Raw genomic sequence first — 18826 nt, 5'->3', positions numbered from 1 at the left:
CGACCGTGACCGGCAGGGGAGGGGCGACATGAAGGGTCCCGTCGTGGTGGGAGTGGACGGTTCGCCGTCGGACCGGGACGTGGTCGAGGCCGCGGCACGGGAGGCCGAGCGGCACGGCACGGAACTCCGGCTGGTCCATGCCATCGGCTGGTCGGCGGGCGCGGCCGCGTGGGACCCGGCCGGGGGCGCGGTGCGCGAGCGGGCGGACAGGATCCTGACCGAGGCGGAGCGCCGGGCCTGTCGCACCGCCCCGTTCCTGGAGGTCACGCAGGACGTTCTCATCGGCGACCCCGAGTCGGTCCTGGCGACGGAGGCGCGCGACGCGTCGCTGACCGTCATCGGCGGCCGTCGCCCGGACCGCACGCGGAAGGGATCGGTCGCCGGACATCTGACCGCGCACGCGCGCTGCCCGGTCCTGGTGGTCCGCGGCCCGTGCGCCCCTGGGGCAGGCGCCCGGGCGCACCGGACGGCCTCGCCGGGATTCTGCGGGACCTGCGGAAGGCGCACCCGGAGGTCACGGTGCACGACCGGCCGGTGCCTGGCCGGCTCGGGCGGACCCTCACCGACGTGAGCGAACACGCCCAGTTGGTCGTCGTCGCGGCATGCGGACGCCAGGGGATGCCGCGACTGCTGTGGGACGGGGCGAGCCGGTCACTGCTGCGCTCCGCAGGCTGCCCGGTCGCCGTGATCCCGGCGAACGGCCGCTGACGCCCACACCCGCTACAGCGGTCGGACCGTGAGGATCTGCTGGGCCTGGCCGACCGGGCCGTGGACGTCGTGCAGGACCGTGCCGGTCAGGCCCTGGCCGGTCGGGCCGAAGACGACCGTGGTGTCCAGACCGGTCCAGCGGCCCTCGGGCCGGCGGTGCAGGTGCACGGTGAGGTCGACGTTGGGGAACATCCACTCGGTCGGCGGCTGCCGTACGGCGATGCCGTTGGCCGTGTCGACGAGGGCGAGGTAGGACGCGACCGGGCCGACGGGCTCCCCGGCCACGAGCTCGAGGGGCGTGGCGACCCAGGCGGTCGTACGACCCTGCTGCGGCGGGGCGACCGGCCGTACGTCGAGGGAGGCGATGTAGCCGCCGGGCCACACGTCGGACATCCGCCACGGCGCGAGCGTCTCCGGGTCCGGCAGCCGTTCGCCGGAGCCGCCCGCCACCGCTGCGGTGTCCAGCGTGGCCAGGAACCAGGCACGCGCGCGGACCACCGGCCGGTCGGCGACGAGCACGACGGCTTCGAGGAGTTCGATGGTGCGGCCGGGGCGCACCGTCTCGACCCGGATCTCGCACTCGTCCAGGGCGAGCCGCCCCAGGATGTCGTAGCTGATCCGGGCGAGCGCGAGCCCGTCGTCCGGGCGCGCCGCCCGGTACCGGTCGAGGGCGTGCGCGACAAGACCGCCGAGCGGGCTGAAGTGCAGCTCGCCGGGGTCCCAGGCGCCGCCCGCGTGCGGGGTGGGCTTGAAACGGTGCTCGTCGATGCGCTCATAGTAGCTGCCGGTGTTCAACGGACGCCTTTCCTCGGGCTGTTCACGGTGCTTGGGGCGGTGCTGCTCAGGACGTACCTGGGCCGTCGTCGTTGCGGGTCGCGGCCAGATAGCTGTACGCGGACGCGCGGGAGATACCGAGTCGCCCGGCGACCTGCTGGACCGAGCCACGCACCGCGAACACGCCCCGCTCGTCGAGGTCGCGGAACAGGTCCAGCCGTTCGGTACGGGTCAGTTGGGCCCAGGGCTTGTTGCGGCGCAGCTGGTGCGTGTCGACGATGGAGTCCAGCACCGTGCCGATGTCGTCGCCGAAGGCGGTCGTCGGAGGTTCGGGACCGGTCGCGGCGACCCCGGCGATCTCGCCGATCAGCGTGTGGGCCTGGGTCACGGCGGTGACGTCGAGATTGACGCACAGCGCGCCGAACACCGTACCGCGCGTGTCGCGCAGCACCATCGTGGAGGACTTCACCAGCTTCCCGTCCTGGGTGCGGGTGAGGTAGTTCAGCTCGTCGCGCGCCGTGTCGCCGCTCGCGAGGACCTTCATGCCGATCTCGCTCATGGACCCGCCGACGCCGCGCCCGGTGACCGCCCCGGCGATGGCGACGACGGAGCGCTCGGGGCGCCGGAAGTCGTGGATCACCACCTCGCAGCAGGACCCGAGGGTCGTGGCGATCCCGTCGATCACCGGGGTGAGGGCGGTGACGATCGCGTCCTGCTCACGCCGCGCCGAGTCGTCGTCGGCGCCTGTCGGCTGCGGCGCCGCGTCGTCGCTGGTGTCCGTCGATCGCTGCGTCATCGGCTCGCCTTCGTGGACCGGGTCTGGACTTTCAGTACAGGTAGTAGACAATAATTCCAAGGAGTCTCCAGCGGAAGCCCACCGGGCGTCGACGGCGCCCAGAACGGAGGACGCACATGCCCGACACCCCGCCCGTCACCCTGGCGGACGTCCAGGACGCCGCGGCACGGATCAAGGGCGTCGCCCACCGCACCCCCGTCCTGCGCTCGCGCACCCTGGACGAGCTGGTCGGCGCCGAGGTCTTCCTCAAGTGCGAGAACCTCCAGCGCATCGGTGCCTTCAAGTTCCGCGGCGCGTACAACGCCGCGTCCCGGCTGTCCCCGGAGCAGCTCGCCAAGGGCGTCGCCGCCTACTCCTCCGGTAACCACGCCCAGGCCGTCGCCCTGGCCGCCCGTGAACTCGGCACCACCGCCGTGATCCTCATGCCGGAGGACACACCCCGCGCCAAGCTGGAGGCGACCGTCGGCTACGGGGCGGAGATCGTCACCTACGACCGCTACACCGGCGACCGCAACGCGATGGGCGAGGCCCTCGCAGCCGACCGCGGGCTGGCACTGGTGCCACCGTACGAACACCCCCACGTCATCGCCGGACAGGGCACGGCGGCCCTCGAACTCATCGAAGAAGTGGGGGATCTGGATGCGCTCGTCGTGCCGGTCGGCGGCGGCGGGCTGATCGCGGGCAGCGCCACCGCGGCCAAGGGGCTGCTGCCCGGCATCCGGGTCGTCGGGGTCGAGCCCGAGGCCGGCGACGACACCAAGCGGTCCCTGGAGGCGGGTCGGCGCGTCTCCGTGCCGGTGCCCCGCACCATCGCCGACGGTCAGGCCGCCGACATCCCCGGAGAGCTGACCTTCTCCATCAACCGGCGCCTGCTGGACGGCATTTCACTCGTGAGCGACGACCAGATCCGGGACGCGATGCGGTTCGCCTTCGAACGGCTGAAGAGCGTCGTCGAGCCCAGCGGCGCCAGCGGCCTGGCGGCCCTGCTGGCCCAGCGGATCGAGCCGGGGCCGCGCAGGATCGGCGTCATCCTCTCCGGCGGCAACGTCGGCGCGGACCGCTTCGCCGAGATCGTCGACGGCCGATCGGCGAACGGCGCGTGAGACGCATCAGCCGGCCGCGGTGCGGGCCGCCGTGATCACCACCGTGGCGTAGCGCATCGTGAGACGTCCGCCCGCGGCGTCGACGGCGGCGCCCATGCCCGCGAGGAGCTCCTGCAGCCGGTCGTGCGGGCGACCAGGTGCCCACGCACGGCGTCCTGCCGGGGTGTTGTGTGTGGGGGGCGGAGGCGGTCGGCGGGGTGGCATGAGGCGGCGGTGGCCCGGGGTGGTCTGAGGCGGTGGTCGCCCGGCTCGTGCGAGCTGGCGCCGGCCCGTGGGCGTGGACGCTGAGGCCACGTCCACGTCCACGTCCGTGTCCCCGCCCGGGCCAAGGTGTCAGTCGCGCCCCGTACCCCTGTAGAGGTCCAGCTCGCCGTCGAGTTCCAGGGCGAGGACCGTCGCGTACTCGTCCACGTCGTCCGGTCCCGGTGCCTCGAGCCATGTCACGCCCGGCACCTCGTGCAGTCCCCCGGTGACACGGTGGCCCAGCTCGGTGCCCGTCCCGACCACGCTCACCCGGCGGATCCGGTTGCGCAGCCCCCGTACGGACACGGTCTCGCGCGGGGCGTCGAAGCACACCAGGTAGAGCGTGCGCCGGTCCGCCGACAGCGTGCTCGGCCCGTAGTGGTGGCCGGGCGGCAGCCCCGCCACCGTGCCGTACACGGCGTCCGAGTGCCGGGCGATCCACGCCCCGAGTCCCTCGAGACGCTCCGCCTGCTCCGGCAGGATCGTGCCGTCCTCGCGCGGGCCGATGTCGAGCAGCAGATTGCCGCCGGCGCCGATCGTCTCCGCGAAGTAACGCACCAGCTGGCGCACCGACTTGTGGTTGTGATCCTGGTGCTGGAACCCCCACGAGTCGTTGACGGTGAGGCACAACTCCCATGGCCCGTCCGGTGCTTGAAGCGGTACGCCCTGCTCCGGCGTGGCGTAGTCGCCGTGGCTCAGCATGCGGGCGTTGAGGATCGTGTCAGGGTTTCCGGCCAGGACGGCCTCGGCGAGCTCCCTCATGCCCCACTGTTCCTCCGTGCGCTCCCACTCGCCGTCGAACCACAGCAGGTCCGGGCGGAACCGCGCGACCAACTCGCCCACCTGGGCGTTGCGGTAGGCGAGGAAGCGCGCCCACGCCTCGGGGTCCTCGGCACCCGGTGCCGCGTGGGAGTAGGGGTTGGGCGGTTCCTCGCCGGGCTCGGGGTGACGGGTGCTCGCGTAGTCGGGGTGGTTCCAGTCGGAGTGCGAGTAGTAGAGGCCGACCTTGAGGCCCCGTTCGCGCAGTGCGGCGGTGTAACCGGCGAGCAGGTCGCGGCCCGCCGGTGTGCCGGCGGCCACGTTCAGGTCGCCGTGGGCGGTGTCCCACAGGGCCACGCCGTCATGGTGCCGGGCGGTGAGGACGGCGTACCGGGCACCCGCACGGACGAACAGCTCCGCCCAGGCGCGGGGGTCGTACCGAGAGGCCGTGAAGCCGTCCAGCTGTTTCATGTACCGCTCGTGGGACACCTGCCCCGTGTAGAAGGACCAGGACTCCGGGACTCCATCCACCGCGTAGATGCCCCAGTGGACGAAGATGCCCAACTTGGCGTCGCGGAACCAGGGTTGCATCGGCATGCGCCCACGCTAGTAGTGTGTCGCTGCTTAGTTCGGGTGTGTCGGTGGTAGGTGTCTGGCAGATTTCCGTTCCCTCTGCCTGATATGACGGATCTCATGCCTTCGCAGAAGAAGCGTCCGGTCACGTTGACCGCGGCAGATCGTGATGAGTTGGTTCGGATAACCACGACGGGGGTGCATCCGGCCTCGATGATCCGGCGGGCTCGGGTGCTGCTGGCGCTGGATACCTCGGTGGGCGTCGTCGATCCGAAAGAGGTGATCGCTGCTCGGCTCGAGGTCTCGGGGGAGACGATCCGGCTGGTGGCCAAGCGGTTCGCCGAGACCGGTGGTGATGTCGACGCGACGATCCAGCGGAAACAGCGGGAGCTCCCGCCGGTGCCCTCACCGGTGACCGGTGAGGTCGAGGCCCGGCTGATCGCGATGGCGTGCTCCCAGCCCCCGGCAGGCCGTGCCCGATGGTCATTGCGGCTTCTGGAGAAGCATGTCGCGCTGGTCGAGGACATCCCCGATCTGGACCACTCCACCATCGGGCGGGTCTTAAAAAAACGAGGCTGCGTCCTCATCTGAAGAAGTGCTGGACCATCCCACCACGAGCGAACTCGCAGTTCGCGGCCCGGATGGAGGACGTGCTGGCCGTCTATGCCCGGCCCTATGACCCGGCCCGCCCGGTGGTGTGCATGGACGAGAAGCCCTACCAGCTCCTCGCCCATGCCCGCGACCCGCTCCCGACCGCCCCCGGCCGCGACGCCCGCCAGGACAGCGAGTACATCCGCTGCGGCACGTGCTCGATCTTTGTGTGGGTTGAACCCCTGCGAGGGTGGCGCCGAGTAGACGCCCAGCCTCGTCGCACCAGGATCGACTGGGCTGGCCAGGTCCGGCGGTTATTGACCGAGGACTACCCCGACGCCGAGACCGTGGTGCTGGTGATGGACAACCTCAACACCCACGACATCGCCTCACTGTACGAAGCCTTCGAACCAGCCGAGGCCTTCGCCCTGGCTCAACGCCTCGAGATCCACCACACACCCAAACACGGCTCCTGGCTCAACATCGCCGAGATCGAACTCTCTGCACTGACCCGGCAATGCCTCGACCGCCGGATCACCGACCTCGACACCCTCAACACCGAACTCTCGGCCTGGCAGAACGCCACAAACAGCGACCAACGTCAGGTGAACTGGCAGTTCACCACCCACGACGCGCGCATCAAACTACGCCACCTATATCCCACAAATTAGCCGCGACAATCTACTAGTGTGATGCGCCAGTATTTGATCGTTAGTTGGTGTGTGACTTCTACTGATGGTGCGTCAGTTCCTCGCTGTTGCTCTCTGATGAGGAGCAGGCGACCTTGGAACGGTGGACGCGCCGGGCGACATCGGCCCAGGCGCTGGCCCTGCGGGCACGGATCGTGCTGGCGCGTGCGGGGCCGGAGGTGCCGCCGATCGTCGCGGTCGCCCGGGAGCTTCGGGTGACCGCGGACACCGTCCGCAAGTGGCGGCGGCGCTTCCTCGCCGAGCGGCTGGACGGGCCGGCCGACGAGCCCCGGGCCGGCCGCCCACCATCAGCGTCGATCAGGTGGAAGCGGTGGTGGTCACCACGCTGGAGCAGGTGCCGAAGAACGCCACTCACTGGTCGCGGACATCGATGGCGCAGCACAGTGGTCTGTCGAAGTCGACCGTGGGCCGGATCTGGCGGCGGTTCCAGCTCAAGCCGCATCTGGCGGACACCTTCAAGCTGTCGACCGACCCGTTGTTCGTGGAGAAGGTCTACGACGTCGTGGGCTTGTACTTCAACCCGCCCGAGGGAGCGGTGGTGCTCTCGGTGGACGAGAAGTCGCAGATCCAGGCCCTGGACCGGTCCCAGCCGGTGCTGCCGATGATGCCGGGCATGCCCGAGCGGCGTACCCACGACTATGTGCGCAACGGCCTGTCCACCTTGTTCGCCGCGTTCGATGTCTCCACGGGTGAAGTCATCACTGCCTTGCACCGCCGGCACCGGGCCGTGGAGTTCAAGAAGTTCCTGATCGGATCGACAAGGAGGTGCCCGCTCACCTGCAGGTCCACCTGATCGTGGACCATTACGGCACTCACAAGACTCGAGCGATCAAGGCCTGGCCGGCGAAACACCCGCGGTTCGAGCTGCACGTCACCCCAACACGATTATCCCTGTCTGACCGGCTGAGCACACCGCCTGCCCGTGCGCGGGGTCGCTGGACAGTTTTCGGGTGTGGGCACGGGCAGGGTGCATCATGCAGGATGCATCATCTATGCTGCCGCAAGGAGCTCCGGCGGCCAGGACCGGCTGGGGTTCACCGTCCGTCGCCGGATCCTGCCGAGGCAGAGCACCTGGGAGGAAGGCACCATGGACCCGTTCCCGCACCCGTCGGAGCTGTTGACGACGCCCATCGACAGTGATCCCTTGGCGCCACGGTCGCTGACCGAGCCGCATGCCGTCGACGCTCTCCCCGGAGCCCGGAGTTATCTCAACGTGGCCTATGCCGTCGTGATGGGGTGGCGTCCCCTTCTGCTCGACCTGCACGTCCCGACGGGAGGACCGGGGCCGTATCCGGTGGTCGTCTACGCCCACGGCGGCAGCTGGCTCGGCGGGTCCAAGGCGATCGGACCGTGGCATTCGCTGCCCGCGCGGGGCATCGCGGTCGCCTCGGTCGGTTACCGCCTCGCGGGCGAGGTGCGGTTCCCGGATCCGGCCGAGGACATCCGGGCGGCGATCCGTTGGGTCAGGGCGCAGGCACAGCGGTTCCTGCTCGATGGCAGCCGGATCGCGGGGTGGGGAAGTTCTGCGGGCGCCTATCTCATGACGATGGCCGGCCTGGCGGGGGACGGGCCCCTGGGGCGTCCGGTGGGCGATGTCCGGCAGCAGTCCAGCAGGTTGTCGGCGGTCATCGACCACTACGGCGCCGCCGACCTGGCCCGTCTGGGGGAGGATGCCTTCGAGAACACGGAGCACGAGATCGAATCGCTGTTTGCCGTCGTGCGTCAGCTTCTGGGATTCGACCCGCGCGACGCGCCCGATCTGGCAGCGGGCGCCGATCCCTTGGTTCTCGCCGAGCGAAGCGGCGAGAGGCCGTCATTCCTGATCATGCATGGCGATCGCGACCACCGGGTGGGTCTCGCGCAGAGTCGCCGCCTGTACGAAGGTCTCGATGCGGCGGGGATACCCGCGGAGCTGATCGTCGTGCCTGGAGCGGACCACATGGCACCGGAATTCTCCGAGCCGGAGAGGGTGGAGGAGGTCGTGCGGTTTCTGACGCGTGTCTGGCGGGGCCGCGCCTGACGCAACACGGCTGAGCGACGGAGGAGAGCGGCGCGGGGCGCTGCCATGGATCCGTCCTCACAGTCGTTGGGTCTCTTCGGCGTGGTCCTGCATCATGTATTGTTGTGAACATGGGTGCCTTCGGTAACTTCTCCGCCTCCTCGCAGGTTTCCCTGGGAAACGTCAAGCAACGGACGGCCCATGAAACGGTTGCCGAGGCTCTGCGTCATGCCATCCTCGCCGGAGAGCTGCCCGGCGGCACACGGCTGGTTCAATCCGAGCTGGCGGACCGTCTCGGAGTCAGCATCACTCCCGTACGCGAAGCGATACGGCAGTTGGCGACCGAAGGGCTGATCCAGCTCGACTCCTACCGCGGGGCCGTGGTCCTGACACCCGCTGAGGAAGAGATGCGCGAGGTTTACGATCTCCTGCTCACCCTCACCCCGATGGCGGCACGCAGGGCCGCGGAGCAGATCACCGAGGCGGAACTGGAGCAGGCCCGCTCGCTGGCCCGCGAAATGGCTCGCACCGAGGACGTCGCCGGCTGGGTACTCCTTCACCGCACCTTTCACCTCGTCCTGCACAGCGCCGCCCGCTCGCCTCGGCTGCTGTCGATCGTCACCAGCCTGTCCGACGTGGCCGCCCCGCAGATCGCCCTGTCCCTCAGGGAAGACGCGTCCAGCAGACCCTGGATCGACGCCGGACACGCGCACCTGGTCGACAGCTTCGCGAGCGGGGATCCCGAACGGGCGGTGGAAGCCATGCTCGACCATCTCCAGTACCACAAGCGAAGCGCGGTAGGGGAATCCGCATAGGGGGTAGGGGAATCCGGTAGGGCGCCGGTCGGTCAGCCGAGCCGGTAGCGCCGGACGCGGTGGTAGAGCGTGCCCCTGGAGATTCCGAGGCGGGCCGCGGCCTCGGACTTGTTGCCGCCGCACTCCGCGAGGGTCTCGTTGATGACCTTGAACTCCGCCTGCTCGAGGGGGCCCAGCGCAGCCAGGGGCGAGATCCCGTGTTGCTCGGCGCACCTGCCCCGCCGGTCGTGCTCGAGGACGAGCACGACTCCGTCGTGGAGGCGTCCCTGGGTCACCGGGTGGAGGCGGGCACTCCAGCCGTCGTGCAGGGTGACCTCGGTGGCCGACAGGCCGGCAGCCACCACAATCGACCACAACTCGGCCCGGTCCAGCCGGAGTTCCGTCGGCGCATTGTCGACGATCATGGTCCTCTGATCGATGGTGACCACTGGGCCGGCGGCGGGGCCGCAATAAGAGAGATGCGTACTGAGCATGCGTCGCTGGCGCGCGGTGGCCACCTCACGCAGCGTGGTGGTGATCCCGTCAACGAGGGCCCCGGCGGCGACCTGAAGCAGGTGATTGGCGTCCTCGGCGCGACAGGCCACGTTCACCGTGCCGATGACGCGGCGGCTGATCGGATCCACCACGGGCGAGGCGATACAGGCCCATGCGTGCCATGGCTCCTTGTAGTGCTCCGCACCGATGACGAGCGAGGTGCGGTTGGTCAGCTGTGCCATCCCGATCCCATTGGTCCCCGCCACCGGCTCGCCCACCCGCGAACCGGGCTCGAACTCGGCCCGGTCCAGGGCCCGCGACAGCGCGCGTTCGGACTCCCACCGCCAGGCCAGGGTTCCGTCGGCGTCTGCGAGCGCCAGTGAGGTCGAGCTCCCGACCAGCAGGTCGGCCATCCTGAGTAACACCGGCCTCGCGGCCCGCAAGAACGGGGACTGCGTGTCGATGTCCGCGCGGGTGAGCTCCAGCCGTTGCGGATCGACGCCGTTGCTCCGTGCCCGGCGCCACGACGTGAGGATCTGCGGGCGGACGGTCGCGACCTCCCCCGACTGGAAGCTCTCCCAGGCGTTCCTGGTGCTCTGTGATCTCATCGCGCCTCCCATGCGTGCCGTCGGCGTGCTGAGCTGCTCCGTGACGGGAGAGCTGTGCAGCTTTTGCACACCACCTTGTCGGGGTTGACAGCGATGATGCAGGATATCGAATGCATCCGAAAGAGGGAGATCCGAGGTAATTCCGGTGAACCCGTGATGTGATCCGGCTCCCACGGTCGGTAGGCCGGCCCACTCCAGCGAAAAAGGGGCGTGACCCTGTGAAATCGACTGCTGCCTGAACTTGTGAGCTCGACCTCGGGTTTTTCTCCCCTCTCCGGCCGTGCCTGCCGACCGGTCTCGGATGTCTCGCCAGCCCAATGTTCACCAACCGATGGAAGGGAGGGGTTCGACATGGACTTCAAGGTTGACTGGGACGGCGATGTGACCCTGGTCCGCCCTGAACAGGAGGAGCTGGTGAAGCAGCACGTCAACGCGCTCTTCGGGGCGAACAGCAGCACCACTCCGTCGAAGCATCTGTACCTGATCGTGACCTCCCTTCGGCCGGGTGAGAAGTCGGCCGCGCACTACCACATCAACCACGAGTCGGCCCTCTACGGGATCAGTGGCAGCGCGCATTTCTTCTGGGGTAACGACCTGGAACACGAGGTGATCGTGGGCGAGGGCGACTTCCTGTACATCCCGCCGTTCTGCCCGCACGTTTCGTACAACCGCAGTCGGACGGTCACCGCCTCGTTCGCCACCGCGCGAACCGACGCACTCGAGCAGGAACGCGTCTTCCTTCTGCCTGACCTCGACGACCGGGTTGCGGACCGCGTCCACGTGTGATCCTTCGCGGAGCGCGTCCACCACAGATGACCACCGGCACCACATCCGGCTGCTTACCCACCGCGACCCGAGCGATGGCGATCTGCGCGCAGGCGTCGCGCACGGCGACCGGGTCATCGCCGAACGGAACGACAAACCCTACCGGTGAGGCCGCTCAGCAGCGGTCACTCCACCCTTTGGACACAAAAAATAGAAAGGTGACCGAAATGTGCGGCACTACCGCATCATGGATTCCCCTCGCCGAGGCAGGGGAGTGGGAGCGAGTTGTCACGGCCGTCCGTGTGAAGGATGCGGACCGCATCAAGCAGAACATCGACGCTTACCAGGGCATCAACGAAAACACTGTCGCCACGCGTCACATCTGTATGCTCGTGACGGTGTGCGGACCCGGTATTGAGGGCGCCACCACCACCCACTATCACCTCGACCACGAGACGGCCCTGTACTGCACCGAGGGGAAGGGCGTGATGTTCTGGGGCGACGAGCTCGAGGTCATGCTCGAGGTCGAGGCCGGTGACTTTGTGTACATCCCGCCGTTCACCCCGCACAAGACGTTCAGCCGCAGCCACGCTGAGGGCGCGACCTTCGTCGTCGCGCGCACGGACCCCCTGGAGCAGGAGCGCGTCGTCGTCACCCCGGAGCTCGATGACGGTCGTTGCGAGTCCCGCATCGACTGGGTCGACTGATGACGGGCCAGGTTTTGCAGCCTTCCTTTGCCGATCCGCACATAGTCGGCGAGCCGTTCCGCGCCTACTCCCACGTCGCCAAGGCGGGCGAGCTCGTGTGCGTTGCAGGCCAGGTCGGCATGGATCGGCATAACCGGCCAGTCGAAGAGGACTTGCTTAGCCAGACCCTCAGGCATACGAGAACGTGCGCGTTCCCAGGGCGTCACGCTGCGCGATTCGGTCTCGTCCGCGTCAGGTGAAAAGGAGATCCCCCTATGATCAATGTCCCGGTTCTCGTAGTTGGCGGCGGACCGGTCGGAATGAGTCTGGCGCTGCTTCTCGATCGCTTCGGGGTACCGAGCCTGCTGGTCGAGCGTCGTGCGTCGACCACGACACATCCCAAGGCCCGCGGTTGCCACGCCCGTACGATGGAGCAGTTCCGCGTATGGGGCATCGAGGATCGAATCCGCCGGGCGGGTCTGCCCCAGGAATCCGACGTGGCGTGTTGGTGCGAGAGCCTGAACGGGCCGCTGGTGGCCTATACGCAGCCCGCGCCGAGTGTGAACACCCCGGCACCCCGCTCGATCGTGCCGCAGGACGCCGTGGAGGACGCGCTCGATCATGCGCTGTCTGCCCGGCCGGGGGCGCAGGTGCGCCGGTTGACCGAGCTGGTGTCGTTCGTCCAGGACGACGAGGGTGTGACGGCACGCGTTCGATCCGTTGGCGACGGCGGCGAGTTCGAGGTGCGCGCTCAGTATCTCGTCGGCTGTGACGGGGCGAACAGCAGGGTGCGCGGCCTGCTGGGCATCGAGATGGACGGTCCGGAGCTCCTGCACCTCATGGCGAACCACTACTACCGCGCGGACGTGAGTCACCTTCCGCACGTGCGCAGCGCCATCGGTTTCCTGGTGCGTCCCAGTGACCGGTCACGGCCGGACGTCAATGTGCTGGCGACCGGCCCGGACGGTGATCGCTGGCTCGCGGTCCAGAAGTTGGAGAACGGCGAGGAACCCATCAGCGAGGAGCGGCTGATCGAGCTCGTTCGCGAATACTGGGAAATTCCCGATCTCCCGGTCGAGCGGATCAACGTCATGAACTGGCGGATGAGCGCTCAGGTGGCGACACGTTTCCGCGAGGGGCGAGTGTTCCTCGCCGGGGATGCCGCCCACCGTTTTCCCCCGGCGGGGGGCAACGGACTCAACTCGGGGGTTCAGGACGTACACAACCTCGCGTGGAAACTCGTCATGGCGCTGTCGCACCAGGGCGCTGACGCGCTGCTCGACACCTACGAGTCCGAGCGCCGTCCGGTCGCGCGTTCCAACACCGACTTCGCGATACGGAACCAGGAACGCATGGACACGATGGACGAGGCCATCCGCCACCGCCATGAGGATCCCCAAGCCTGGCGTGACCTGCTCCTGGACATGGACAACCAGCTGCACAGCGAGGGTCAGTCGATGGGCTACATCTACACCGACGGCGCGGTCGTCGACGACGGCTCGTTCCTGCCGCCTTACGACTCGCGCCACTACTGGCCAACCGACCGGCCCGGCGCCCGGTTCCCGCACTTCTGGATGGACGTCGAGAAGACGGAATCGTCCATCGACTGGTTCGACACCTCGTTCGTACTCGTCTGCGGGCCCGATGGCCAGGGCTGGCAGCAGGCCGGCGAGGAACTGCTCGCGGCCGGCACGGTGCCGCTGGAGGTCAGAAGGCTGCCCCATCTCCTGGGACCCATGTCGATCGGCCGCGATGGCGCGGTACTCGTCCGGCCGGACGGCCATGTCGCCTGGCGGTCCACCCAGGCCGGTGGCCCCGAGCTGCTACGCGAAGCGCTCACCCGTGTACTGGCGGGCGGCACGCGTGCCCCGTCCGTGACCGGCCTCGCCGCTTGACGCCACCGCGCGGATGCCGTGCGCCCCGGCCGCGACCGGGGCCATGCACCGCTCCCGCGCCTGCCACTTCAGAAAGCCAGAAAGGCGGAACCATGTCTCCCTTGCCGACGTATGAGAACCCGAAGGGTCTCGGAGACCCTCTGAGTGCCTATGCGCATGTGGCCCGCGCCGGGGATCTGATCTTCGTGGCCGGACAGTGCGGGTTTGTCGACGACAACTCCGTGGCCGGTCCGGATGTGCGCAGCCAGACGCTTCGCGCCTATGCCAACGTGCGCACCGCACTGGAGTCCCAGGGCGCGTCGCTGCGTTCGGTGGTTCGCTTCGTGACCTACCTGACGTCCTCGGACCACGTCGCCGAGTTCTACGCGGCGCGCGAGGAATTCTTCGCCGAGCATTACCCGGACGGTGAGTACCCGCCGAACACCTTGCTGATCGTCAAGGGACTGGTCCGCCCGGACCTGCTGGTCGAGCTCGACGCCACAGCCTGTCGGCAGTGAGGACGAGCCGTCATGTCGTCGATCAGTGAATCGATAGATCGCTCGAGAATGACCGCGTTTCAGGTCAGTGTCGTCGGGGTGTGCCTGGTCATCAACCTCTTCGAGGGTTTCGACGTCCTGGTGATCGCGTTCGCGGCGTCCGGAATCTCCAAGGAGTGGTCGCTGACGGCATCCCAGGTCGGGTTGCTGCTGAGCAGCAGCCTTGTCGGTATGGCACTCGGCTCGGCCCTCATTGCCCCGCTCTCCGACCGGATCGGCCGACGGCCGCACACGCTGATCTGCCTGACCGTCTGCGCCGTGGGCATGCTGCTCGCGACGGTGAGCACCGGCTTCTGGTTCCTGGGGGTGTGCCGCCTGCTGACCGGGCTCGGTGTCGGGGGCATGGTGGCCGGTCTCCCCGTGATCATCACTGAGTACTCACCACGGCGCCTCCGGGGCACGATGATCGCCTTGTATGGGAGCGGGTTGCCGGTCGGCGGGATACTGGGCGGCTCGGTCGCCGTGCTGGTGACGTCCGAATACGGCTGGCGAGCCAGCTTCCTCGTCGGTGCCGTGCTCACCTTCGCCATTCTCGTGGTCGTAGCTCTGGCTCTGCCAGAGTCGCTGGACTACCTGATCAGCCGACGGCCGGAAGGCGCGTTGGAGAAGGTCAACAAGCTGCTGGGCCGGATGCGGCTGCCCGCGGTGGAGGCATTGCCGCCCGTCCCGCCCAGGGAGGAGCGCGGTGTGCTGGCGAACGTCCTGCGCGGTCGTGAGGCCGTTCGCACCGTCGCGCTGTGGGTCGCGTACTTCTTCATGATGGCGAGCTTCTACTTCGCCGAGAGCTGGACGCCTCTGCTTCTCCAGCACAACGGCTCTTCCGCCGCGCAGGGTATGGACGGAGGGCTGCTGCTCAACCTCGGCGGGCTGGCGGGGACGTTGCTGCTCAGCGTTCTGGCCCTGAAGGTGGTGACGCGCACCCTCACGGTCCTGGCGTTCCTGGGAGCGGGGCTTTCGTACCTGGCGATGAGCCTCTTCCTCGGCTCGACCGTGGTCGCGCTGGCCGCGGCCGTCGCCATCGGGCTGTTCGTCAACGCCAGTGGAAATGGCCTCAACTCGATCGTGCCCGGGCTCTACCCTGCAGCCGTGCGTGCCACCGGCGTGGGGTGGGCCATGGCGGTCGGGCGGCTCGGCGCATTCAGCGCTCCCGCCCTCGCGGGTCTGCTCCTCGACCACGGGTGGTCCGCTCGATCGCTGTTCGGTCTGCTCGTACTGCCGCTGGTGCTGGTCGCGGCACTGATCGCCGTGATCGCCAGCTCCGCGAGGCGGAGCCGGATCTCTGTCGAACCCGCGGAATCGCTCTCGCCGGTCAACTGATTCCCCCATATCGATCAAGGAGAACTCATGCGAGCTGTGCGGCTGCACGACTACCAGAAGCCACCGGCGGTGGAGGAGGTACCGGAGCCGACGCTCTCCAGCCCGTTGGATGTGATCGTGAAGATCGGTGGCGCCGGCGTCTGCCGCACCGATCTGCACATCATCGAGGGGCAGTGGGCCGAGGCGATGGGGCCGCAACTCCCCTACACGCTGGGCCACGAGAACGCCGGCTGGGTACAGGAGGTCGGCGAGGCGGTCACCAACGTCAAGGTCGGCGACACGGTGATCCTGCACCCGCAGCCTTCCTGCGGGTTGTGCCTGGCCTGCCGGGCCGGTCGGGATATGCAGTGCTCCGACGCCGTCTTCCCCGGGGTGTCGAACCACGACGGCGGCATGGCCGAGTACCTGCGCACCACGGCGCGCGGCTGCGTCAAGCTGAGCCCGGACACCAACCCGGCCGACGTGGCGGCGCTGGCCGATGCGGGGATCACCGCCTATCACGCGGTGCGGCAGGCCGTACCGCTGCTCCCCCCAGGCGCGGTCGCCGTCGTACAGGGCGCCGGCGGGCTCGGCCACGTCGGTATCCAGGCCGTGGCCGCGCTCACCGCCGCGAAGATCGTCGTGGTGGACCGCAACCCGGAGGCGTTGAAGCTGGCCGAGAAGCTCGGTGCGGACGCGACCGTGCTGGCCGACGGCGATCAGGTCGAGGCCGTCAAGGAGCTCACCGGAGGCCGGGGCGGCGATGTGGTCTTCGACTTCGTCGCCGAGCACGGCGCGGAGAACGACGCCTGGGCGATGACCGCCCCGGCCGGATCCCAGTACGTCATCGGCTATGGCGGTGAACTGCGGATTCCCACCCTCGACCTGGTGGCCGGCGGGAAACGGGTGGTCGGCAACATCGTCGGCACCTACAACGACCTCGTGGAGCTGATGGCCCTCGTGGACTCCGGGAGGGTCACCCTGCACACCAAGAAGTACCCGCTGGACGCGGCGACGGAAGCGCTGGACGACCTCGCCCACGACCGGGTCCGAGGCCGCGCGATCCTGGTCCCCTGAACCCACCCCACCACACGCCGGGGCGGGACGGCCCGCCGCACGGTGCCACGACGTGAGAGAGTCCCCATGTACTTCAACGATCCCTTCGCGCGGTTGCCCGAGGTCCCGAGCTTCACACTCAGCAGCAAGGACGTCAGTGATGGCGAGCCCCTGCCCCTCGCCCAGTGGTCGGGCATCTTCGGTGTCCCCGGTGGAGGGGATGTGTCCCCGCAGCTGTCCTGGTTCGGCGCGCCGGAGGGAACGAAGGGCTACGCGGTGACGATGTACGACCCGGACGCCCCCACCGGTTCCGGCTTCTGGCACTGGGCCGTGGCGAACATCTCCGCTTCGGTGACCGAGCTGGCGAGTGACGCGGGCAACGGCTCGGGCGACCTCCTCCCGCCGGGTGCCGTGCAACTCCCCGGCGACGCGAGAGCGGCCCGGTTCATCGGCGCCGCGCCACCTGCCGGTCATGGCCCGCACCGCTACTTCATCGTGGTGCAGGCGCTCGACGTGGAGGACATCGGGGTGGAGGGGAACACCACGCCCGCCTTGCTGGGCTTCCATATCGCCGGCCACGTCCTGGGCCGCGCGGTGCTGACCGCGACCGCCGAGACCGCCGCCTGAACATCCGCGCTCTCGCACCCAGGAAGAGGGTTTCATGCGCATCGCCAATGTCAACGGCCGCGCCCACCTGCTGAGCGGCCCGGGCGCGATCGACATCGCCCGGGCCAGCGGCGGGCGATTCGGTCCCGATCCGATGGATCTCTTCGCCCACTGGGACGCCTTCCGTACCTGGGCCCACACCGACGGTGTCCACTCCTCCGCGCCCTATCGACGCGAGGACTTGGGCGCGCCAGTTCCCCGTCCGGGCCAGGTCTTCGCCATCGGGCTCAACTACGCTGAGCACGCGGCGGAGACCGGTCTGGAGGCTGGCCCGGGGATGCCGTCGGTGTTCACCAAATTCACCAGCTCCCTGACTGGCCCTACCGGTACGGTCCAGCTCACCGGGCCATCGGTCGATTGGGAAGTCGAACTCGTCGTGGCGATCGGCAAGGAGGCCTACGACGTTGCCGCGGCCGATGTCTGGGAGCACGTAGCGGGCGTGATGGTCGGTCAGGACTTCAGTGACCGCGATGTACAGATGAGCGGAACCCCTCCGCAGTTCTCCCTGGGCAAGAGCTACCCCGGTTTCGGCCCGACCGGACCGGCGCTGGTGTCCCTTGACGAGATCGCCCCGGACATCCCGCTCCGGCTGCGATGCTGGGTCAACGACGAGCTCGTCCAGGACGGCAGCACAGATCAGATGATCATGCCCGTGCCGGTCCTCATCGAGCGGATTTCCTCGGTGTGCACCCTCTACCCGGGAGATCTGGTCTTCACCGGTACTCCGGCCGGGGTCGGCATGGGACGGACCCCGGCCCGTTACCTCGCTCCTGGCGATGAGGTTCGCACCAGCATTGACGGTATCGGTGAGATGGCCCATATCCTCAGGTGATCGATGCCGCCATGGGCATGATTCGACGTGGTGCGCGACGCTCCACATGTCAACCTCGCGCCGTATACCGGGTTCGACGCGAATCCGTGTGTCGAGCGGGTTCGGATACCGTGGACACCTGCGCCACTTGGCCCTGTAAGCGGCTCTCCCGCTCTCCCTGGTAGGGCGTTACTCCCACGACTGCTACTGGCACTCCGCACCGTAGGGCTCGCGCCCAACGGGAGTGCCTCGGTCTGGCCGAGGGCGCCGTGGCGTTACGTGTTCGGGCAGGCCCTGGTCTTGAACTCCGCTATGGAGACGGTAATTGCGGACTCGTCGCCGTTGTCCGAGATGTTGGCGTAGCGGACCTTTCCCGGGGTGAGCCGGTCCCGGTCGGCCAGGGTGAAGAAGACGCTGCTCGACGACCACGAGTCGTCCTTGGTCCAGCCGTACAGCACATAGGAGGTCTTGGCGGTGAGCGGAGCGAGAGATCTGGTCGCGGCCCAGCCGGTAGCGGGAGAATCGAGGGGCCAGGTGGCGAGACCGGCCGTGAGGGGGCGGTCGGCGGTCCATGAACCGACCGTCACCTGCTTGTCGACGTCATCGCTGTCCACGTAGAGGGTCGCGCCATCGATCTGATGTCCGCAAACCATCATGACACCGAGCAGATGGCCGTCGCCTGTCACGGAGATGCCGGCAACAGCATCGACGGGGACCGTGCATCCTGAGGTCGCGGCCAAGGCCACGCCGACCACGACGGCACCGACGAAGCGCCGGAACACCGGCCGTGAAGTGGTTGACCACATGATGAGCCCCCTGCCCGGCGCGCGCGTAGGCGCCTCCTGCCCCCGGACGACAGGGGGCGAGCGGCGCGAGTGCGGCCACCGTTGATCATCGGTGTGTGAAGACAGAAGATCAGGCGGCGGCCGCAGGCCATAGCATAGATCCCGCCCACTGGCAGG

The 18826-nt window shown here is 68.5% G+C and carries 20 protein-coding genes and 1 pseudogene; 16 read left to right on the top strand and 5 right to left on the bottom strand.

Annotated features, from left to right (window positions below; translation table 11 throughout):
* Positions 1-28 precede the first annotated feature (28 nt).
* Positions 29-571, top strand: a complete 543-nt coding sequence (locus tag IEZ19_RS08080) for a universal stress protein (protein ID WP_229840068.1) — start codon at positions 29-31, stop codon at positions 569-571.
* Positions 520-708, top strand: a complete 189-nt coding sequence (locus IEZ19_RS50505; protein ID WP_373296933.1) for a universal stress protein — start codon at positions 520-522, stop codon at positions 706-708. Before IEZ19_RS08080 ends, IEZ19_RS50505 begins: the two co-directional genes overlap by 52 nt.
* Before the next feature lie 12 nt (positions 709-720).
* On the opposite strand, the gene IEZ19_RS08075 is transcribed toward IEZ19_RS50505, so the two are convergent.
* Together IEZ19_RS08075 and IEZ19_RS08070 are read right to left on the bottom strand one after the other, a co-directional pair.
* Entirely contained in the window at positions 721-1503 is a 783-nt protein-coding gene (locus tag IEZ19_RS08075) for a thioesterase family protein (RefSeq protein WP_189310395.1), read from the bottom strand.
* Positions 1504-1549: 46 nt separating this feature from the next.
* A complete protein-coding gene (locus tag IEZ19_RS08070; RefSeq protein WP_189310394.1) occupies positions 1550-2278 on the bottom strand; it encodes a helix-turn-helix transcriptional regulator in 729 nt (242 codons plus the stop codon).
* Positions 2279-2394: 116 nt separating this feature from the next.
* On the opposite strand from IEZ19_RS08070, the gene IEZ19_RS08065 reads away from it, so the two are divergent.
* Positions 2395-3381, top strand: coding sequence for a threo-3-hydroxy-L-aspartate ammonia-lyase (locus IEZ19_RS08065; RefSeq protein ID WP_189310393.1), 987 nt, complete (start codon positions 2395-2397; stop codon positions 3379-3381).
* Positions 3382-3714: 333 nt separating this feature from the next.
* Here IEZ19_RS08065 and IEZ19_RS08055 read toward each other — a convergent pair whose 3' ends face one another.
* The gene (locus IEZ19_RS08055) at positions 3715-4980 is read right to left on the bottom strand and encodes an alpha-L-fucosidase (protein ID WP_189310392.1); all 1266 of its coding nucleotides are present in this window, start codon (positions 4978-4980) and stop codon (positions 3715-3717) included.
* A gap of 96 nt (positions 4981-5076) precedes the next feature.
* Here IEZ19_RS08055 and IEZ19_RS50500 point away from each other — a divergent pair, with 96 nt between their 5' ends.
* The 5 genes and pseudogenes from IEZ19_RS50500 (at position 5077) to IEZ19_RS08035 (ending at position 9071) form a co-directional block, all read left to right on the top strand.
* Positions 5077-5547, top strand: a complete 471-nt coding sequence (locus tag IEZ19_RS50500) for a helix-turn-helix domain-containing protein (protein WP_229840065.1) — start codon at positions 5077-5079, stop codon at positions 5545-5547.
* Positions 5436-6218 (top strand): IS630 family transposase, encoded by a 783-nt coding sequence (locus IEZ19_RS08050; RefSeq protein ID WP_229840063.1) that lies wholly within the window; start codon positions 5436-5438, stop codon positions 6216-6218. Before IEZ19_RS50500 ends, IEZ19_RS08050 begins: the two co-directional genes overlap by 112 nt.
* A gap of 83 nt (positions 6219-6301) precedes the next feature.
* A pseudogene (locus IEZ19_RS08045) lies at positions 6302-7148 on the top strand (IS630 family transposase); the annotation flags it as partial.
* A 196-nt stretch (positions 7149-7344) separates the two neighbouring features.
* On the top strand, positions 7345-8277 hold the full coding sequence (locus tag IEZ19_RS08040) for an alpha/beta hydrolase (RefSeq protein ID WP_189310391.1): 933 nt from the start codon (positions 7345-7347) through the stop codon (positions 8275-8277).
* Positions 8278-8387: 110 nt separating this feature from the next.
* The gene (locus IEZ19_RS08035) at positions 8388-9071 is read left to right on the top strand and encodes a GntR family transcriptional regulator (RefSeq protein ID WP_189310390.1); all 684 of its coding nucleotides are present in this window, start codon (positions 8388-8390) and stop codon (positions 9069-9071) included.
* A 32-nt stretch (positions 9072-9103) separates the two neighbouring features.
* Here IEZ19_RS08035 and IEZ19_RS08030 read toward each other — a convergent pair whose 3' ends face one another.
* Positions 9104-10153 carry a helix-turn-helix domain-containing protein gene (locus IEZ19_RS08030; protein ID WP_189310389.1) on the bottom strand — a complete coding sequence of 350 codons (1050 nt, stop codon included), beginning with the start codon at positions 10151-10153 and terminating at the stop codon, positions 9104-9106.
* Positions 10154-10504: 351 nt separating this feature from the next.
* Between IEZ19_RS08030 and IEZ19_RS08025 the strand changes: the two genes are divergently transcribed.
* The 8 genes from IEZ19_RS08025 (at position 10505) to IEZ19_RS07990 (ending at position 17885) form a co-directional block, all read left to right on the top strand.
* Positions 10505-10939 (top strand): cupin domain-containing protein, encoded by a 435-nt coding sequence (locus IEZ19_RS08025; protein WP_189310388.1) that lies wholly within the window; start codon positions 10505-10507, stop codon positions 10937-10939.
* A 26-nt stretch (positions 10940-10965) separates the two neighbouring features.
* Positions 10966-11625 (top strand): cupin domain-containing protein, encoded by a 660-nt coding sequence (locus IEZ19_RS08020; protein ID WP_229840061.1) that lies wholly within the window; start codon positions 10966-10968, stop codon positions 11623-11625.
* Positions 11626-11879: 254 nt separating this feature from the next.
* Complete coding sequence (locus tag IEZ19_RS08015) at positions 11880-13499, top strand: FAD-dependent monooxygenase (RefSeq protein WP_189310387.1); 1620 nt, start codon at positions 11880-11882, stop codon at positions 13497-13499.
* Between the two features lie 92 nt (positions 13500-13591).
* Positions 13592-13996 carry a RidA family protein gene (locus tag IEZ19_RS08010; RefSeq protein ID WP_189310386.1) on the top strand — a complete coding sequence of 135 codons (405 nt, stop codon included), beginning with the start codon at positions 13592-13594 and terminating at the stop codon, positions 13994-13996.
* 48 nt (positions 13997-14044) lie between these two features.
* A complete protein-coding gene (locus IEZ19_RS08005) occupies positions 14045-15352 on the top strand; it encodes an MFS transporter (protein WP_229840053.1) in 1308 nt (435 codons plus the stop codon).
* Positions 15353-15379: 27 nt separating this feature from the next.
* Positions 15380-16408, top strand: a complete 1029-nt coding sequence (locus IEZ19_RS08000; RefSeq protein WP_189310384.1) for an NAD(P)-dependent alcohol dehydrogenase — start codon at positions 15380-15382, stop codon at positions 16406-16408.
* Positions 16409-16474: 66 nt separating this feature from the next.
* Positions 16475-17014 carry a YbhB/YbcL family Raf kinase inhibitor-like protein gene (locus IEZ19_RS07995; RefSeq protein ID WP_189310383.1) on the top strand — a complete coding sequence of 180 codons (540 nt, stop codon included), beginning with the start codon at positions 16475-16477 and terminating at the stop codon, positions 17012-17014.
* Positions 17015-17048: 34 nt separating this feature from the next.
* Positions 17049-17885 carry a fumarylacetoacetate hydrolase family protein gene (locus IEZ19_RS07990; RefSeq protein ID WP_189310382.1) on the top strand — a complete coding sequence of 279 codons (837 nt, stop codon included), beginning with the start codon at positions 17049-17051 and terminating at the stop codon, positions 17883-17885.
* A 254-nt stretch (positions 17886-18139) separates the two neighbouring features.
* Here the strand turns inward: IEZ19_RS07990 and IEZ19_RS07985 are convergent, their stop codons facing one another.
* On the bottom strand, positions 18140-18670 hold the full coding sequence (locus IEZ19_RS07985; protein ID WP_229840051.1) for a hypothetical protein: 531 nt from the start codon (positions 18668-18670) through the stop codon (positions 18140-18142).
* Positions 18671-18826 lie beyond the last annotated feature (156 nt).

The organism is Streptomyces brasiliensis (genome assembly GCF_014647875.1).
Lineage (GTDB): Bacteria > Actinomycetota > Actinomycetes > Streptomycetales > Streptomycetaceae > Streptomyces > Streptomyces brasiliensis.
Note: the sequence above shows the minus strand (reverse complement) of the source record. Positions and strands in the feature narration are given on the sequence as shown.

Coding starts and splice junctions, on each gene's coding strand:
- IEZ19_RS50500 (WP_229840065.1), top strand. CDS start 5,077: ATGCCTTCGCAGAAGAAGCGTCCGGTCACGTTGACCGCGGCAGATCGT.
- IEZ19_RS08070 (WP_189310394.1), bottom strand. CDS start 2,278: ATGACGCAGCGATCGACGGACACCAGCGACGACGCGGCGCCGCAGCCG.
- IEZ19_RS08025 (WP_189310388.1), top strand. CDS start 10,505: ATGGACTTCAAGGTTGACTGGGACGGCGATGTGACCCTGGTCCGCCCT.
- IEZ19_RS08050 (WP_229840063.1), top strand. CDS start 5,436: ATGGTCATTGCGGCTTCTGGAGAAGCATGTCGCGCTGGTCGAGGACAT.
- IEZ19_RS08080 (WP_229840068.1), top strand. CDS start 29: ATGAAGGGTCCCGTCGTGGTGGGAGTGGACGGTTCGCCGTCGGACCGG.
- IEZ19_RS08065 (WP_189310393.1), top strand. CDS start 2,395: ATGCCCGACACCCCGCCCGTCACCCTGGCGGACGTCCAGGACGCCGCG.
- IEZ19_RS08020 (WP_229840061.1), top strand. CDS start 10,966: ATGACCACCGGCACCACATCCGGCTGCTTACCCACCGCGACCCGAGCG.
- IEZ19_RS08035 (WP_189310390.1), top strand. CDS start 8,388: ATGGGTGCCTTCGGTAACTTCTCCGCCTCCTCGCAGGTTTCCCTGGGA.
- IEZ19_RS08040 (WP_189310391.1), top strand. CDS start 7,345: ATGGACCCGTTCCCGCACCCGTCGGAGCTGTTGACGACGCCCATCGAC.
- IEZ19_RS08010 (WP_189310386.1), top strand. CDS start 13,592: ATGTCTCCCTTGCCGACGTATGAGAACCCGAAGGGTCTCGGAGACCCT.
- IEZ19_RS08005 (WP_229840053.1), top strand. CDS start 14,045: ATGACCGCGTTTCAGGTCAGTGTCGTCGGGGTGTGCCTGGTCATCAAC.
- IEZ19_RS07985 (WP_229840051.1), bottom strand. CDS start 18,670: ATGTGGTCAACCACTTCACGGCCGGTGTTCCGGCGCTTCGTCGGTGCC.
- IEZ19_RS07990 (WP_189310382.1), top strand. CDS start 17,049: ATGCGCATCGCCAATGTCAACGGCCGCGCCCACCTGCTGAGCGGCCCG.
- IEZ19_RS08000 (WP_189310384.1), top strand. CDS start 15,380: ATGCGAGCTGTGCGGCTGCACGACTACCAGAAGCCACCGGCGGTGGAG.
- IEZ19_RS08015 (WP_189310387.1), top strand. CDS start 11,880: ATGATCAATGTCCCGGTTCTCGTAGTTGGCGGCGGACCGGTCGGAATG.
- IEZ19_RS08055 (WP_189310392.1), bottom strand. CDS start 4,980: ATGCCGATGCAACCCTGGTTCCGCGACGCCAAGTTGGGCATCTTCGTC.
- IEZ19_RS08030 (WP_189310389.1), bottom strand. CDS start 10,153: ATGAGATCACAGAGCACCAGGAACGCCTGGGAGAGCTTCCAGTCGGGG.
- IEZ19_RS07995 (WP_189310383.1), top strand. CDS start 16,475: ATGTACTTCAACGATCCCTTCGCGCGGTTGCCCGAGGTCCCGAGCTTC.